Raw genomic sequence first — 14,288 nt, 5'->3', positions numbered from 1 at the left:
ACAATTTTGTCGAATGTCAGTCCGCCATCGCGAGCAAGCTCGCTCCCACAAAGTTTTTTCAGCAGGCTTCTATCCGGAAACCGAACCGCGGGAAGTGCACATGCACCACACCGCCGCGCTCGTCCTCGCGCCGTACAATCAGTTCTTCGCGGCCGGCAAACAGCAGCTCTCCCGCGACCGGATCAACACCATAGTCCGTGGCCGCGATGACCACCTGCTGACCCACCGTGAACCCGTTGGGATCGACGAATTGCTCATCCGGCAAAGCCGCTGGCGTGGACGTGCGCGCCACTGCCAAAGCCTCCTCGGAACTCATCTCGCTGGATGCGCCATGACCGAAGCCCAACACCCGCGTATGCCATGCATTGACTGCCGGATAAGCTTCGACCAGCGGAGCCGTCACCGGCGTGGCCTTGAGGAACCAGAGGCAATGAGCCAGGGCGAAGTCGGCAATCGACGGCTCGCCAAACAGGTAGTCACCCTCCTCGCGCTGCAACTGCAGCTCCAGACGCGACATGATCGTCGGCCACTGGTGCTTCGCCTGTTCGGTAGACAGTTTTGTCGCGCTACCACCACTGAACAAACCGGCGCGGTCGGCCAGGAACGCCTTGATCGCTTCCTGCGGTAAATTACCGAAACGCACGGCAATCGATTCCGGCTGGAACACCAGGCTCACCGCATGCTGGAACACCACCGAATCAGCCCAGGCGGCAAAGGACGCGACGATCATTTCCTGACCTTCCGGGAAGAACGCCGGCAAGGCCTTTTCCTGCTCCAGTCGCCGGGCAATCAATGCCGTGTCGCAATAGATATCGGCACCGACCTGCAACACCGGTGTCTTGCGGTAGCCACCGGTCAACGCCGTGAGATCCGGTTTTGGCATCACTGGCGAGATCTTCACCGAGCGCCAGGACAAGCCCTTGAAGCCCAGCAACAGGCGGGCCTTCTCGGCAAAGGGGGACGTCGGGTAATGATGCAGAATCAACTCGGACATGCTCGGCTCCGCCGCAAGGATCAGGAGTCCGCAGCTTAGCGCGCAATCACCTGGCAGCCTACAGATCTGCCTGATGGGAACCGATCAGTCAGAGTGATAAGCCAGGGGCGGCGCTCGCCACCAGGCATTCCTTGGCGCTCTTCTTGAGTTTCTTGATCAGCCGCTCCTGACGCAATGCATCGCTTTTGTCGCGACAGCGTTCGGTGTAGACCAGGGCCATGGCCGGGCTGGAAAGAAAGAATCGCGCGCCCTTGCCGCTTTGATGCTTGGCGAAGCGACGCACGGGATCATCGCTGATCCCACAATAGAGCGACCCGTTGGCCGCGCGAACGAGGTAGACGAACCAGGTTTTGCTCGCGGGGGTGTCGGCGTCGACAGGGCTTTCGCTGAGGGTGGTCACGTAACGATCAGGGCTTGAAGGAAAACAAGCCGCGATCTTATCAGCGACTGGCCTGGAATGCCTTCAGCCCCTTCAGGGCCTGTGAGCGAACGGCGTTGCGAACAAGTGGCGTCCAGCCCAGCAGCAGACCTTTGAAACCCAGGGCCTGGCGTGACCATGTCCACAGGTCGAAACTGTCGTGATGCTCGCAGATCTTGCCATCGCGAAAGACAAAGCGTGCCTGGATGTCATTGACCACGGTATTGCCAGTCTGGCTGAACAGATAGGTCGCGACCCAATGGGCGCTACCGATACGATCATCGGCACGGACATGATCGAAGGTCAGGGAGAAATCCTTGGCGCGAGTGGTGAGCATGCACCACATATCGCCAGCATCACGACCACGAAGCTCGCCGAACGCCGGGTCACTGAACACCACGTCATCGGTGTAGCAGGCAGCCATCGCCTCACCGTCGAGACGCTGGAAGGCCTGGTAGAAACGGGTGATCAAGGCGCTGTGGACTTCACTCATGGGCAGACTCCCTGTTGTGCAATGGGTATCGAAAGATTGCCTGCACGATAGTCTGCAAACGGGTCGAACACTATCGGCATTCGCAAGACGAATACCGACAGTGTGCGGGAATCAGACCTTTTCGCTTTCGACCTGCACGTACAACGCACGTCCGGCCCCCAGGCCGGCGAGGATCGCACCAAGGCCGATGACACCGAAGATCCAGCCCACGGCCGTCCAGCCGCCGGTCCAGTCATGCACGATGCCGACCGCGAACGGCCCCATGGACGCCAGGGTGTAACCGAAGCCCTGGGCCATGCTCGACAGGTTCGCCGCAACGTGGGAGTCCCGCGAGCGCAGCACGATCAGGGTCAATGCCAGGCTGAACGTGGCGCCCTGCCCTAACCCCAGCACGATCGCCCAGCCCCACAGACCTTCAATCGGGGCGTACAGGCAACCGAACAGACCGCCGAGGGTCAGGGCCATCACGATCACAATCGCCAGGCGCTGATCCTTGCCGCGCGTCGCCAGCCATGGCGCGGCGAGGGAGCTGACCAGTTGAACGATCACCGAACCCGACAGCACCAGACCGGCCTGGGTCGGAGTCAGGCCGCGCCCGATCAGGATCGACGGCAACCAGCCGAACACGATGTAGGCCAGGGACGATTGCAGGCCCATGTACAAGGTCACTTGCCAGGCCAGCGGATCGCGCAGCAATCCGCGAACCCGGTAGGCGACGTTGTGCGCGCCGTGTTTCTGGCCGACTTGCGGCAACCAGAACAGCGCCGCCGCTAATGCCGGAATAACCCAGAAGCCGAGACCCATCGCCCAATTCTTATCGAAGTGTTCACTCAACGGCACGGTCGCACCCGCCGCCATCGCCGCGCCCAGGCACAGGGCCATGGTGTAGACACCGGTCATGGTCCCGGCCTGTTTCGGGAAGTCGCGCTTGACGATGCCCGGCAGCAACACGCCAATCACGCCGATGCTGGCACCGGCCAGCACACTGCCGGCAAACAGACCGATTTCACCGAACGAACTGCGCAGGATGATCCCGCCCGCCAGGGTCAGAAGAATGCCCAGCACCACCCGCTCCGCACCAAATCGCCGCGCCAGCACGGGTGCCAACGGCGCAAACAGGCCAAGGCAAAGCACCGGCAACGTGGTCAGCAACCCCGCCGCGGACGCCGACAAGCCAAGGGACTTCGAGACCTCGCTGAGCATCGGCGCCATGCTCGACAGCGCCGGACGCAGGTTCAGCGCCACCAGAATCAGGCCCAGTAGCAACAGCCAGGGCCGGTGCAGAACCGGGTGAGCTTGCTGGACCTGTTCGTCATCGGCCTCGGCATCGATCAGCAACTCTTCCAGCTCGGCCGAACGTTTGGGGGCTGTGGATAACTCACTGCGGTGCATGGACTTCTCGGTTTCAAGGTTCATTGATCAACTGCCTCGACAGGGCTTTGGCTCGTTCCGGGTCGCGTTGCTCGACGGCATCGAGCAACGCGATATGCAGGTCGAACACTTCCTGACGGCGCGGGACGATGTTCAGGATCTGGCGCAATTGGGCGCCGACGACGCTGGAGAAATAGCGATACAACTCGCTGAGGGTCGGGTTGTGTGCGGCGTCCACCAGACGGCGGTGAAATACCAGGTCGCAGGCGATGTAGGTGTCGAGATCGCCGTGATAGTGGCTGCCGCTGACACTCAGGGCCTCGCGCAATGCCACCAGGTCTTCATCGGTTCGGCGCACTGCCGCCAGGCCAATGGCCTCGACTTCGAGGATGTGCCGGGTTTCCCGGGCCTGATCAAGAGAACAACGGGACAGCGCCTTCAAAGTATCGAGCGGATCGACCACCGCCCGCAGGTAACTGCCATCGCCCTGACGGATTTCGATCAACCCGGAAAACGCCAACACGCGCATGGCTTCGCGCACGGTGTTGCGACTGATGCCCAGCTCGGCGGACAACTCAGGCTCGGTGGGCAAGCGCTGGCCCACGACCCAGTTGCCCTGGTTGATGCGCAGGCGCAACTGATCCAGGGCCTGATCGACCAGGGATCGTTTCACTAATGGAGAAATTTCTGACATGGAATTCGCCCTTTCATCCAATCATAGGATGAATTTTCTGACATGTTAGTCAACATATCCCAGAACGGCAACAGCCCTCCCCCTGTAGGAGCGAGCTTGCTCGCGATGGTCGTCAACGATAACGCTGGTTGGCAGGCACCCCGCGGCGCGCTCCAGTCCATCGCGAGCAAGCTCGCTCCTACAGGGGTATGAGTTTTCCGCAGGCAAAAATAAACCCGGAACTCAGTCCGGGTTTATTTCAGTGCCTGGGGTTGATCAATGCAGGATCTGGCTCAGGAACAGCTTGGTGCGCTCGTTCTGCGGCTTGTCGAAGAAGTCGTTCGGCGCTGCCTGTTCGACGATTTCGCCCTTGTCCATGAAGATCACGCGGTTGGCCACGGTACGCGCGAAGCCCATTTCATGGGTCACGCAGAGCATGGTCATGCCGTCTTCGGCCAGGCCGATCATTGTGTCCAGTACCTCTTTCACCATCTCCGGGTCGAGTGCCGAGGTCGGTTCGTCGAACAGCATGATCTTCGGCTTCATGCACAGCGCGCGAGCGATCGCCACACGCTGTTGCTGACCGCCGGACAGTTGCCCCGGGTACTTGTGCGCCTGCTCCGGAATGCGTACGCGTTCCAGGTAGTGCATGGCAATTTCCTCGGCCTTGCGCTTGGGCATCTTGCGCACCCACATCGGCGCCAGGGTGCAGTTCTGCAAGATGGTCAGGTGCGGGAACAGGTTGAAGTGCTGGAACACCATGCCGACTTCACGGCGGATCGCTTCGATCTGCTTGAGGTCGTTGGTCAGCTCCACGCCATCGACCACGATGCGGCCCTGCTGGTGCTCTTCCAGACGGTTGAGGCAGCGAATGGTGGTGGACTTTCCGGAACCCGACGGGCCGCACAGCACGATACGCTCGCCCTGCTTGACGTTGAGGTTGATGTCCTTGAGTACGTGAAACTGACCGTACCACTTGTTCACGCCCTGCATCTGAATAATGCCTTCAGGGCTCACAGGCTGTTTGATTGCTTCGCTCATCACAAAACTTCCTAAATTAGGTAGCGACTTAGCGCTTGTGGCCAGTGTCGAGCTTGCGTTCCAGATGCATGGAATAGCGCGACATACCAAAACAGAAAATCCAGAACACCAGGGCGGCGAACACATAGCCTTCGGTGGCCATGCCCAGCCATTTCGGGTCGGCGGCGGCTTGCTTGACGCTGTTGAGCAGGTCGAACAGGCCGATGATGATCACCAGGCTCGTATCCTTGAACAGCGCAATGAAGGTGTTGACGATGCCGGGGATCACCAGTTTCAGGGCCTGCGGCAGAATCACCAGCCCCATGCTGCGCCAGTAACCCAGGCCCATCGCCGCCGCCGCTTCGTACTGTCCCTTGGGAATTGCTTGCAGACCACCGCGCACCACTTCGGCCACGTAGGCCGACTGGAACAGGATCACGCCGATCAGCGCCCGCAGCAGCTTGTCGAAGTTCATGCCTTCCGGCAGGAACAACGGCAGCATCACCGAGGACATGAAAAGCACCGTGATCAACGGCACGCCGCGCCAGAACTCGATGAAGGTCACGCAGACCACGCGAATCGCCGGCATGTTCGAACGACGGCCCAGCGCCAGGACGATCCCCAGCGGCAACGCACCGGCGATGCCGACGGTGGCAATCACCAGGGTCAGCATCAGGCCGCCCCACTGGCTGGTCGCCACGGCGTCCAGACCCAATACGCCGCCATGCAGCAGACACCAGGCAATGATCGGGTACAGCACCAGGAAGCTCAGCCCGTACACCGCCTTATGGTGAAAGCGCGAGATGAACAACGGCGCCACGCCGACAATCGCCAGCCACACCGTCAGGTCCACGCGCCAGCGCAGTACCGGCGGGTAGTAGCCGTACATGAACTGGCCGAAGCGCTGTTGGATGAACACCCAGCAGGCGCCCTCCTTCGTGCAGTCGGCCTGGCTGGTGCCGACCCAGTTGGCGTCAAGGATCGCCCACTGCAGGATCGGCGGTACCACCAGGTAGATGAGGTAGAACGCAAACAGGGTCAGCAGGGTGTTGAGCCAGCTGGAGAACATGTTCGCGCGCATCCACGCCATCGGGCCGAAGACCTTGGCCGGCGGTGGCATGTCGGGTTTGAAAGTATGAGTACTCATGCGCTTTTCCTTACCGCTCGATCAGCGCAATGCGCTTGTTGTACCAGTTCATCAGCAGGGAAATGCTGATACTGATCGCCAGGTACACGCTCATGGTGATGGCAATCACCTCGATCGCCTGGCCGGTCTGGTTGAGCACGGTCCCGGCAAACAGCGAGACCATTTCCGGATAACCGATACCGGCCGCCAGCGAGGAGTTCTTCGCCAGGTTCAGGTATTGGCTGGTCAGCGGCGGGATGATCACGCGCAGGGCTTGCGGGATGATCACCTTGCGCAGGGTCGGACCGTTGCGCAGGCCGAGGGAATGCGCCGCTTCGGTCTGGCCGTGGCTGACCGACTTGATGCCAGAGCGCACGATCTCGGCGATGAACGCCGCGGTGTACACGGTCAAAGCCAGCGTCAGCGCCAGCAGTTCCGGGATCAACACCCAGCCGCCGACGAAGTTGAAGCCTTGCAGCTTCGGCATTTCCCAGTGCACCGGTGCACCGAAAATCAGCGCACACAGCGCAGGGATGACCAGGAACATCGCCAGGCCAACCCAGAACTTGTGGAACGGCACACCGGTGGCTTCGAAGCGCTTGGTGGCCCAGCGGCTCATCAGCACGATGGCGACGATGGCGACTACAACACTGGTCATAAACGGCCAGAAGCCGTCCGCCATCAACGCGGCCGGCATGTTCAGGCCACGGCTGCTGACGAAGAAGGTGTCGCCGAAGTTATGACTGTTGCGCGGCCCCGGCATGGTCAGGAACACCGCGAAGTACCAGAACAGGATCTGCAGCAGCGGCGGAATGTTGCGGAAGACTTCCACATATACCGTCGCCAGCTTGGCGATGATCCAGTTCTTCGACAGCCGCGCCACACCCACGATGAAACCCAGGATCGTCGCCAGGATCACGCCGATGAAGGTCACCAGCAAGGTGTTGAGCAGACCAATGACAAACACCCGGGCGTATGTGTCCGCTTCGGTGTAGTCGATCAGGTGTTGAGCGATGCCGAAACCGGCACTGCGCTCCAGAAAGTCGAAACCGGAGGTGATGCCCCGGTGTTGCAGGTTGGTCTGGGTGTTATCGAACAGATACCAGCCCAGCGAGACCACCGCGATAATCGTGATGATCTGGAATACCCAAGCACGCACGCGTGGATCGCTGAGGCTGAGCCTCTGCTTTGGTGCGCCGATTGAATTTTGCATGAAGTGCCCCGGAAATAATGGAACAGAACATCACCCGGTGGTTGGCCCACCGGGTGATAGAACCATCAGCGCACTGGTGGTGCGTATTGAATGCCGCCAGCGTTCCACAGAGCGTTCAGCCCGCGGTCGATTTCCAGCGGAGTGCTCTTGCCGAGGTTTTTCTCGAACACTTCGCCGTAGTTGCCGACTTGCTTGATGATCTGCACGACCCAGTCTTTCTTCACTTTCAGGTCTTTGCCGTATTCACCGTCGGTACCCAGCAGACGGGCAACGTCAGGGTTCTTGGTGCCCTTGGCTTCGGCTTCGACGTTCTTCGAAGTGATGCCGGCCTCTTCAGCGTTGAGCATGGCGTAGCCAGTCCAGCGCACGATGGCCAGCCACTCGTCGTCGCCATTACGCACGACCGGGCCCAGAGGCTCCTTGGAAATGGTTTCCGGCAGAACCACGTAATCCTTCGGCGAAGCCAGCTTGCTGCGCTGGGCGAACAGCTGGGATTTGTCGGAGGTCAGAACGTCACAACGACCGGATTCCAGCGACTTGGCGCTTTCATCGGAGGTGTCGAAGGTGATCGGGGTGTACTTCAGGCCGTTGCCGCGGAAGTAGTCGGAAACGTTCAGCTCGGTAGTGGTACCGGCCTGGATGCAGATGGTTGCACCGTCCAGCTCTTTAGCGCTTTTCACGCCCAGCTTGTTGTTTACCAGGAAGCCGATACCGTCGTAGTAGGTAATGAAGCCCGGGAATTTCAGGCCCATGCCCGCGTCACGGGAGCTGGTCATGGTGGTGTTGCGCGACAGAATGTCGATTTCGCCGGACTGCAGCGCGGTGAAGCGCTCCTTGGCGTTCAACTGGCTGAACTTGACCTTGGTCGCGTCGCCGAAGACTGCCGCCGCTACTGCACGGCAGTAGTCAGCATCGATACCCACGATCTTGCCGGTGGAATCCGGAACTGAGAAGCCTGGCAAGCCATCGCTGACGCCACACTGCACGAAACCTTTCTTCATCACTGCATCCAGGGTTGCGCCCGCCTGGGCAAACCCGCTGACACCGAGTACTGCGGCTGCAGTCACGATAGCCAGGGTGGATTTCAACATCTTCATTCAAACCTCCAGTTTTGCTCTTGTTGTGTCGGAGCGTGAGTCCTGTCGCACCCTTTTGAGGCGTAGTCGACCCGTGTTGGCTTGTTTTGGGGGTCAACCGACGTAAGACGTTAGCTATGAGTCTAGTAGGAGAAAATCCACGTCATGGAAAACTCACTCTCACCAGTCGGCCGAACGGGCTGTAGCCCTTTCACGTTCGCGAAGCCCCATATCGGCCTTTGGCGAACATCCATCACCGGATTCTTTTCAATCCCACTAATAACCTTGGCCTGATAGTGTTACCGACAGGCGTGGGATTTTTCATACAGACTTCGCCATAGCAAAGCCCGTACCACACTGCTCTCCGAAGCGGTTCAGCTGCAGGTCAATAGCAAAACTTGTAACCTTGCGACATCTTCGTAACTGATCAACCAGACACGCACTCAGCCTTAGCACTCAATGAGAGCGCACGCACAATTTTGGAGCAGCCATGACCAACCCCTTGATTCTTGAACCCGTCAAGACCGCAGATGCCTGCGTTATCTGGCTGCACGGCCTCGGTGCCGATCGCTACGACTTCCTGCCAGTGGCCGAAGCCCTGCAGGAAACCCTGCTGAGCACCCGCTTTGTTTTGCCCCAGGCGCCGAGCCGCGCCGTCACCATCAATGGCGGATACGAGATGCCGAGCTGGTACGACATATTGGCCATGAGCCCCGCGCGCGCGATCAACCGCGAGCAATTGGAAGAATCTGCCAACTGGATCATCGAACTGATCGAAACGCAGAAGGCCAGCGGAATAGACGCCTCGCGGATTTTCCTGGCAGGTTTTTCACAGGGTGGTGCGGTGGTGCTCCACACCGCGTTTCTGAAATGGCAGGGACCACTGGGTGGCGTACTCGCCCTCTCCACTTATGCACCGACTTTCAGTGACCAACTGGAAATGTCCGCCAGCCAGCAGCGCATCCCAGTGCTGTGCCTGCACGGCCAGTACGACGATGTGGTGCAGAACTCGATGGGGCGCAGCGCCTACGAGCATTTGAAGCTGCGTGGTGTCACCGTGACATGGCAGGAATACCCAATGGGTCACGAAGTGTTACCCGAAGAAATTCGCGACATCGGCGTCTGGCTCGCCGAGCGCTTGCGTTAAGCATTTCTGTTTAAAAGCGCCCTTTGATCCATCCCACTACGCCGCGCCCGATTCTTGCATTACACTGCCCGGCGTACATTCCTTAACCAATTGATGAGATGACCGTGCTCAAAGCACTCAAGAAAATGTTCGGTAAAAGCGAGACTGAGCAACTCGCGCCAGTCCCCAGCGCTCCGTCTCACGCTCCCGGCCACCGCACCGACGGCAATCAGTCTGAACGGACCGCCACCACGACTGCACCCAAGCACGAGCCGAAGACCGTAGAAGACGCCCAGCCTGCGGCGATCACAGCCCCGGAGCAGCCGCGCAGCGACACGCCGAAACCCGCCAAACCGCGCCGCGAACCCAAGCCCAAGGCACCGGTCATCCCATGGAAACTCGAAGACTTCGTCGTCGAACCCCAGGAAGGCAAGACCCGCTTCCACGATTTCAAACTCGCCCCTGAACTGATGCACGCCATCCAGGATCTGGGCTTCCCGTATTGCACGCCGATCCAGGCACAGGTGCTGGGCTTCACCCTCGCGGGCAAAGACGCCATCGGCCGCGCCCAGACCGGTACCGGCAAGACCGCTGCGTTCCTGATCTCGATCATCACCCAGTTGCTGCAGACCCCGCCGCCGAAAGAGCGCTACATGGGTGAGCCAAGGGCACTGATCATCGCGCCGACCCGCGAACTGGTGGTGCAGATCGCCAAGGACGCCGCCGACCTGACCAAGTACACCGGCCTCAACGTCATGACGTTCGTCGGTGGCATGGACTTCGACAAGCAGCTCAAGCACCTCGAAGCCCGCCACTGCGACATCCTCGTGGCCACGCCGGGCCGCCTGCTGGACTTCAACCAGCGCGGCGACGTGCATCTGGACATGGTCGAAGTGATGGTGCTGGACGAAGCCGACCGCATGCTCGACATGGGCTTCATCCCTCAAGTGCGCCAGATCATTCGCCAGACGCCGCCGAAGTCCGAGCGCCAGACGCTGCTGTTCTCCGCGACCTTCACCGAAGACGTGATGAACCTGGCCAAGCAATGGACCACCGATCCGTCGATCGTCGAGATCGAGTCGCAGAACGTTGCCAACGAAAACGTCGAGCAGCACATCTACGCGGTGGCCGGTGCCGACAAGTACAAGCTGCTCTACAACCTGGTCAACGACAATGGTTGGGAGCGGGTCATTGTCTTCGCCAACCGCAAGGATGAAGTGCGGCGCATCGAAGAACGCCTGGTGCGCGACGGCATCAACGCCGCGCAACTGTCCGGCGACGTGCCGCAGCACAAGCGCATCAAGACCCTCGAAGGCTTCCGCGAAGGCAAAATCCGCGTACTGGTCGCCACCGATGTGGCCGGTCGCGGTATCCACATCGACGGCATCAGCCACGTGATCAACTTCACCCTGCCGGAAGTGCCGGACGACTACGTGCACCGCATCGGTCGTACCGGTCGTGCGGGTGCCGACGGTGTGTCCATCAGCTTTGCCGGTGAAGACGACTCCTACCAGTTACCGTCCATCGAGGAAAAGCTGGGGCGCAAGATCAGCTGTGAAACGCCACCGACGCATCTGTTGCGGGCGGTTGAGCGCAAGCGTCCTCATTAAGCGACGCTGAAAAGACAAGCGCAGCCGGCAACGGACTGCGCTTTTTTTTCGCCCGGATATTGTTCTAGAGAACTAAAAGTCCATAATGGACAAATTAGTTTAATTCAAATCCCGGAGCCGACCATGTCCAGTACTCCCCAAGTGATCACCCAAGCCCAGGCCCGCGAGTATCTGGCGCGAGTCGATGTGCCGCAGATTCTACGCAAACTGTTCCGCGACCTGGCCGCCGGGCAAGCGGTGCAACCGGCGCAGCAACTGGTGGAGTTCCCGCAGGGTGCCGGCGACTTCATCAATTACCTGGGCGTGCTGGCCGAAGACGGCGTGTACGGGATCAAGACGTCACCGTACATCGTCCGTGAACAGGGGCCGCTGGTGACTGCATGGACGCTGCTGATGTCGATGCAGACCGGCCAGCCGCTGTTGCTGTGCGATGCCGGAGAACTGACCACCGCGCGCACGGCGGCCACCACCGCCGTGGCAGTCGACGCCCTGGCGCCACTCACAGCCAATCGTCTGGCCATCATCGGCAGCGGTAAAGTGGCCCAGGCGCACCTGCACTACGTGAAAGGCCTGCGCGACTGGCAGAGCATCAGCCTGTACTCGCCTAGCCTTAACGAAGATGCCGAAACCGTGAGCCTGCTGAAAAACATCGAGCCACGCCTGAACATCGTCGACAGCCGCGAAGCTGCCGTTCAGGATGCCGACGTGATCATGCTCTGCACCTCGTCCGCCGGTCCGGTGATCGATCCGTCGAGCTTGCGCAAACCGGCGTTGATCACCTCCATCAGCACCAATGCGCCGCGTGCCCACGAAGTGCCGCCGCAGAGCCTCAACGACATGCAGGTGTTCTGCGACTATCGTCTGACCACCCCGGGCTCGGCCGGTGAAATGCTGATCGCCGCCGAACGGCACGGCTGGGACAAGGGCGCGATTGTCGGCGACCTGCCCGACCTGCTCAGCGAGAAAGTGCAGCGCCCCGACTACGACCGTCATGTGTTTTTCCGCTCCATCGGCCTGGGCCTGGAAGACATTGCGCTGGCCAATGCGATCTATCGCCTATCTCACTGACACCACCACTCATCTGTGGGAGTGAGCTTTTGTGGCGAGGGGGCTTGCCCCCGTTGGGTGGCGAAGCCGCCCCAAAATCGACGGCGGTGGTCACTCAGTAAAACCCCATGCTCGGGAATTGCGACTGCTGCGCAGTCGAACGGGGGCGAGCCCCCTCGCCACAGAGTCCGGTTCCCACAGGTAGCAACCACAATTTTGGCATTTTCGCCCCACCAGGAGACGTTCATGAGCCAGGCAGATTTCATCATCATCGGCGGCGGAATTGCCGGTGCTTCCACAGGTTTCTGGTTGTCGCAGCACGGCCGCGTGATCGTGCTCGAACGCGAATCCCATCCGGCCTATCACTCCACCGGCCGTTCGGCGGCGCTGTACACCGCGGCCTACGGCACCCCGCAAGTACGGGCGCTGACCCTGGCCAGCCGGGACTTTTTCGACAACCCGCCCAGCGGTTTCTGCGAACACCCGCTGCTGACCCCGCGGGGCGAAATGACCGTGGACTTGACCGGCGACCCGGACGAACTTAACAGGCAATACCAGAGCGCAAAAACCACGGTCCCGGAGATGCAATTGCTTGGCGCCGACGAGGCCTGCGCGCTGGTGCCGATCCTGCGCCGGGAAAAGGTCCACGGCGCCATCTACGACCCGACCGCCAGCGACATTGACACCGATGCCCTGCACCAGGGCTATTTGCGCGGTATCCGCCGCAACCAGGGCGAAGTGCATACCGACAGCGAAGTCGTCGGCCTGAGCCGCGACGGCCAAGGTGCATGGCACGTTCAGACCAACAGCCAGACGTTCAGCGCGCCAATCATCATCAACGCCGCCGGCGCCTGGGCCGACAAGATCGGCGAACTGGCCGGCGCCAAACCCCTGGGCCTGCAACCCAAACGCCGTGCCGCGTTCATCTTCGCCGGCCCCGAAGGCGTGGACATCCACCATTGGCCGATGCTGGTCAGCCTCGATGAATCCTTCTACATGAAACCCGACGCCGGGATGTTCCTCGGCTCGCCGGCCAACGCCGACCCGGTGGAACCCCACGACGTGCAGCCCGAAGAGCTGGACATCGCCATGGGCATCTACCAGATCGAAGAAGCCACGACCCTGACCATTCGCCGCCCGACCCGCACCTGGGCCGGCCTGCGCAGCTTCGTCAGCGACGGCGACCTGTTGTCCGGCTTCGACCCACTGGTAGGGGGGCTGTTCTGGGTGGCGGCACAAGGCGGTTATGGCATCCAGACCTCGCCGGCCATGGGCCAGGCCAGCGCGGCACTGGTGCGCGGTGCCGCGTTGCCCGAATCGCTCGGCCGTTTCGGCCTGAATGCCGAAATGCTCTCCCCTGCCCGCCTTGGCTGATCCTGATCCTCAGGTGACGAGCCCACACGATTACGGCACACTTTCAGCGCCCCTTTGATGGGGCGCTGACGCCGCCTGGAGTTCCACTGTATGAACGCCCCCGAAAAAGACTCGGCCCTGGACGACACGTCCCTGGATAACTTCCACGCGATTGCCGACGCCATCGCCACGTTGTTTTTCCCCCACGCCGAAGTGGTGCTGCACGACCTGCGCACGCAAAAGGTCGACTACATCGCCAACAACCTGTCCAAGCGGGAAATCGGCGACGACTCGGCGCTGGAAGACATGCTCAGCGACGATGTCAGCGAACGAAATATCGGGCCGTACGAAAAGCTCAACTGGGATGGTCAGAAGATTCGCAGCCTCAGCACGGTGCTACGGGACAGCGAAGGTCGTCCGCTGGCGGTGCTGTGCATCAACCTGAATATTTCGCTGTTCGAGAATGCCAAGGCCGCCCTGGACCTGTTCCTGTCGCCGACCAAGCTGATCCCGCAACCGGATGCACTGTTCCGCGATGACTGGCAGGAGCGGATCAACACCTTCCTCCACGCCTGGCTGCGCGAACGTCAGTTGAGCCTGAATCTGCTGACCCGCGACCACAAGCGTGAACTGGTGCTGGCGTTGCACGCCGAAGGCGCGTTCAAGGGCAAAAGCGCCTCGAACTACGTGGCCAATGTGCTGAACATGGGCCGGGCGACGGTGTACAAGCATTTGAAGGAATTGAAGGGCTAGGCCCTGAGATTTGTA

The 14,288-nt window shown here is 60.7% G+C and carries 14 protein-coding genes; 5 read left to right on the top strand and 9 right to left on the bottom strand.

Going from position 1 to position 14,288, the window contains the following annotated elements:
• Nucleotides 1-58 precede the first annotated feature (58 nt).
• From KGB29_RS26730 to KGB29_RS26690, 9 genes are all read right to left on the bottom strand, one after another.
• On the bottom strand, nt 59-994 hold the full coding sequence (locus tag KGB29_RS26730; RefSeq protein WP_150814310.1) for a glutathione S-transferase family protein: 936 nt from the start codon (nt 992-994) through the stop codon (nt 59-61).
• An 88-nt stretch (nt 995-1,082) separates the two neighbouring features.
• The gene (locus tag KGB29_RS26725) at nt 1,083-1,394 is read right to left on the bottom strand and encodes a GIY-YIG nuclease family protein (protein WP_150814309.1); all 312 of its coding nucleotides are present in this window, start codon (nt 1,392-1,394) and stop codon (nt 1,083-1,085) included.
• A gap of 40 nt (nt 1,395-1,434) precedes the next feature.
• A complete protein-coding gene (locus KGB29_RS26720) occupies nt 1,435-1,905 on the bottom strand; it encodes a nuclear transport factor 2 family protein (RefSeq protein ID WP_057713404.1) in 471 nt (156 codons plus the stop codon).
• A 111-nt stretch (nt 1,906-2,016) separates the two neighbouring features.
• Nucleotides 2,017-3,321, bottom strand: a complete 1,305-nt coding sequence (locus KGB29_RS26715) for a CynX/NimT family MFS transporter (protein ID WP_150814308.1) — start codon at nt 3,319-3,321, stop codon at nt 2,017-2,019.
• A complete protein-coding gene (locus tag KGB29_RS26710) occupies nt 3,311-3,970 on the bottom strand; it encodes a FadR/GntR family transcriptional regulator (protein ID WP_150814307.1) in 660 nt (219 codons plus the stop codon). Before KGB29_RS26710 ends, KGB29_RS26715 begins: the two co-directional genes overlap by 11 nt.
• Before the next feature lie 255 nt (nt 3,971-4,225).
• Nucleotides 4,226-4,990 carry an amino acid ABC transporter ATP-binding protein gene (locus KGB29_RS26705; RefSeq protein ID WP_007989979.1) on the bottom strand — a complete coding sequence of 255 codons (765 nt, stop codon included), beginning with the start codon at nt 4,988-4,990 and terminating at the stop codon, nt 4,226-4,228.
• Between the two features lie 28 nt (nt 4,991-5,018).
• On the bottom strand, nt 5,019-6,116 hold the full coding sequence (locus KGB29_RS26700; RefSeq protein WP_057713401.1) for an amino acid ABC transporter permease: 1,098 nt from the start codon (nt 6,114-6,116) through the stop codon (nt 5,019-5,021).
• A gap of 10 nt (nt 6,117-6,126) precedes the next feature.
• Entirely contained in the window at nt 6,127-7,308 is a 1,182-nt protein-coding gene (locus tag KGB29_RS26695) for an amino acid ABC transporter permease (protein ID WP_057713400.1), read from the bottom strand.
• 65 nt (nt 7,309-7,373) lie between these two features.
• Nucleotides 7,374-8,405: an amino acid ABC transporter substrate-binding protein gene (locus KGB29_RS26690; RefSeq protein WP_008018591.1), complete on the bottom strand. Its 1,032-nt coding sequence runs from the start codon at nt 8,403-8,405 to the stop codon at nt 7,374-7,376.
• Nucleotides 8,406-8,874: 469 nt separating this feature from the next.
• Here KGB29_RS26690 and KGB29_RS26685 point away from each other — a divergent pair, with 469 nt between their 5' ends.
• From KGB29_RS26685 to KGB29_RS26665, 5 genes are all read left to right on the top strand, one after another.
• Nucleotides 8,875-9,531: an alpha/beta hydrolase gene (locus tag KGB29_RS26685; protein WP_057713399.1), complete on the top strand. Its 657-nt coding sequence runs from the start codon at nt 8,875-8,877 to the stop codon at nt 9,529-9,531.
• 98 nt (nt 9,532-9,629) lie between these two features.
• Nucleotides 9,630-11,120 (top strand): ATP-dependent RNA helicase RhlB, encoded by a 1,491-nt coding sequence (gene rhlB / locus KGB29_RS26680; RefSeq protein WP_090457577.1) that lies wholly within the window; start codon nt 9,630-9,632, stop codon nt 11,118-11,120.
• 123 nt (nt 11,121-11,243) lie between these two features.
• Nucleotides 11,244-12,188 (top strand): ornithine cyclodeaminase family protein, encoded by a 945-nt coding sequence (locus KGB29_RS26675; protein WP_150814306.1) that lies wholly within the window; start codon nt 11,244-11,246, stop codon nt 12,186-12,188.
• Nucleotides 12,189-12,413: 225 nt separating this feature from the next.
• On the top strand, nt 12,414-13,541 hold the full coding sequence (locus KGB29_RS26670; protein WP_150814305.1) for an NAD(P)/FAD-dependent oxidoreductase: 1,128 nt from the start codon (nt 12,414-12,416) through the stop codon (nt 13,539-13,541).
• A gap of 90 nt (nt 13,542-13,631) precedes the next feature.
• On the top strand, nt 13,632-14,273 hold the full coding sequence (locus KGB29_RS26665; RefSeq protein ID WP_150814304.1) for a transcriptional regulator: 642 nt from the start codon (nt 13,632-13,634) through the stop codon (nt 14,271-14,273).
• Nucleotides 14,274-14,288 lie beyond the last annotated feature (15 nt).

This window comes from Pseudomonas sp. BF-B-30, from assembly GCF_019956305.1.
GTDB classification, from domain to species: domain Bacteria; phylum Pseudomonadota; class Gammaproteobacteria; order Pseudomonadales; family Pseudomonadaceae; genus Aquipseudomonas; species Aquipseudomonas jessenii.
The sequence above is the reverse complement of the archived record's forward strand: the minus strand, read 5'-3'. Positions and strand labels throughout refer to the sequence as shown.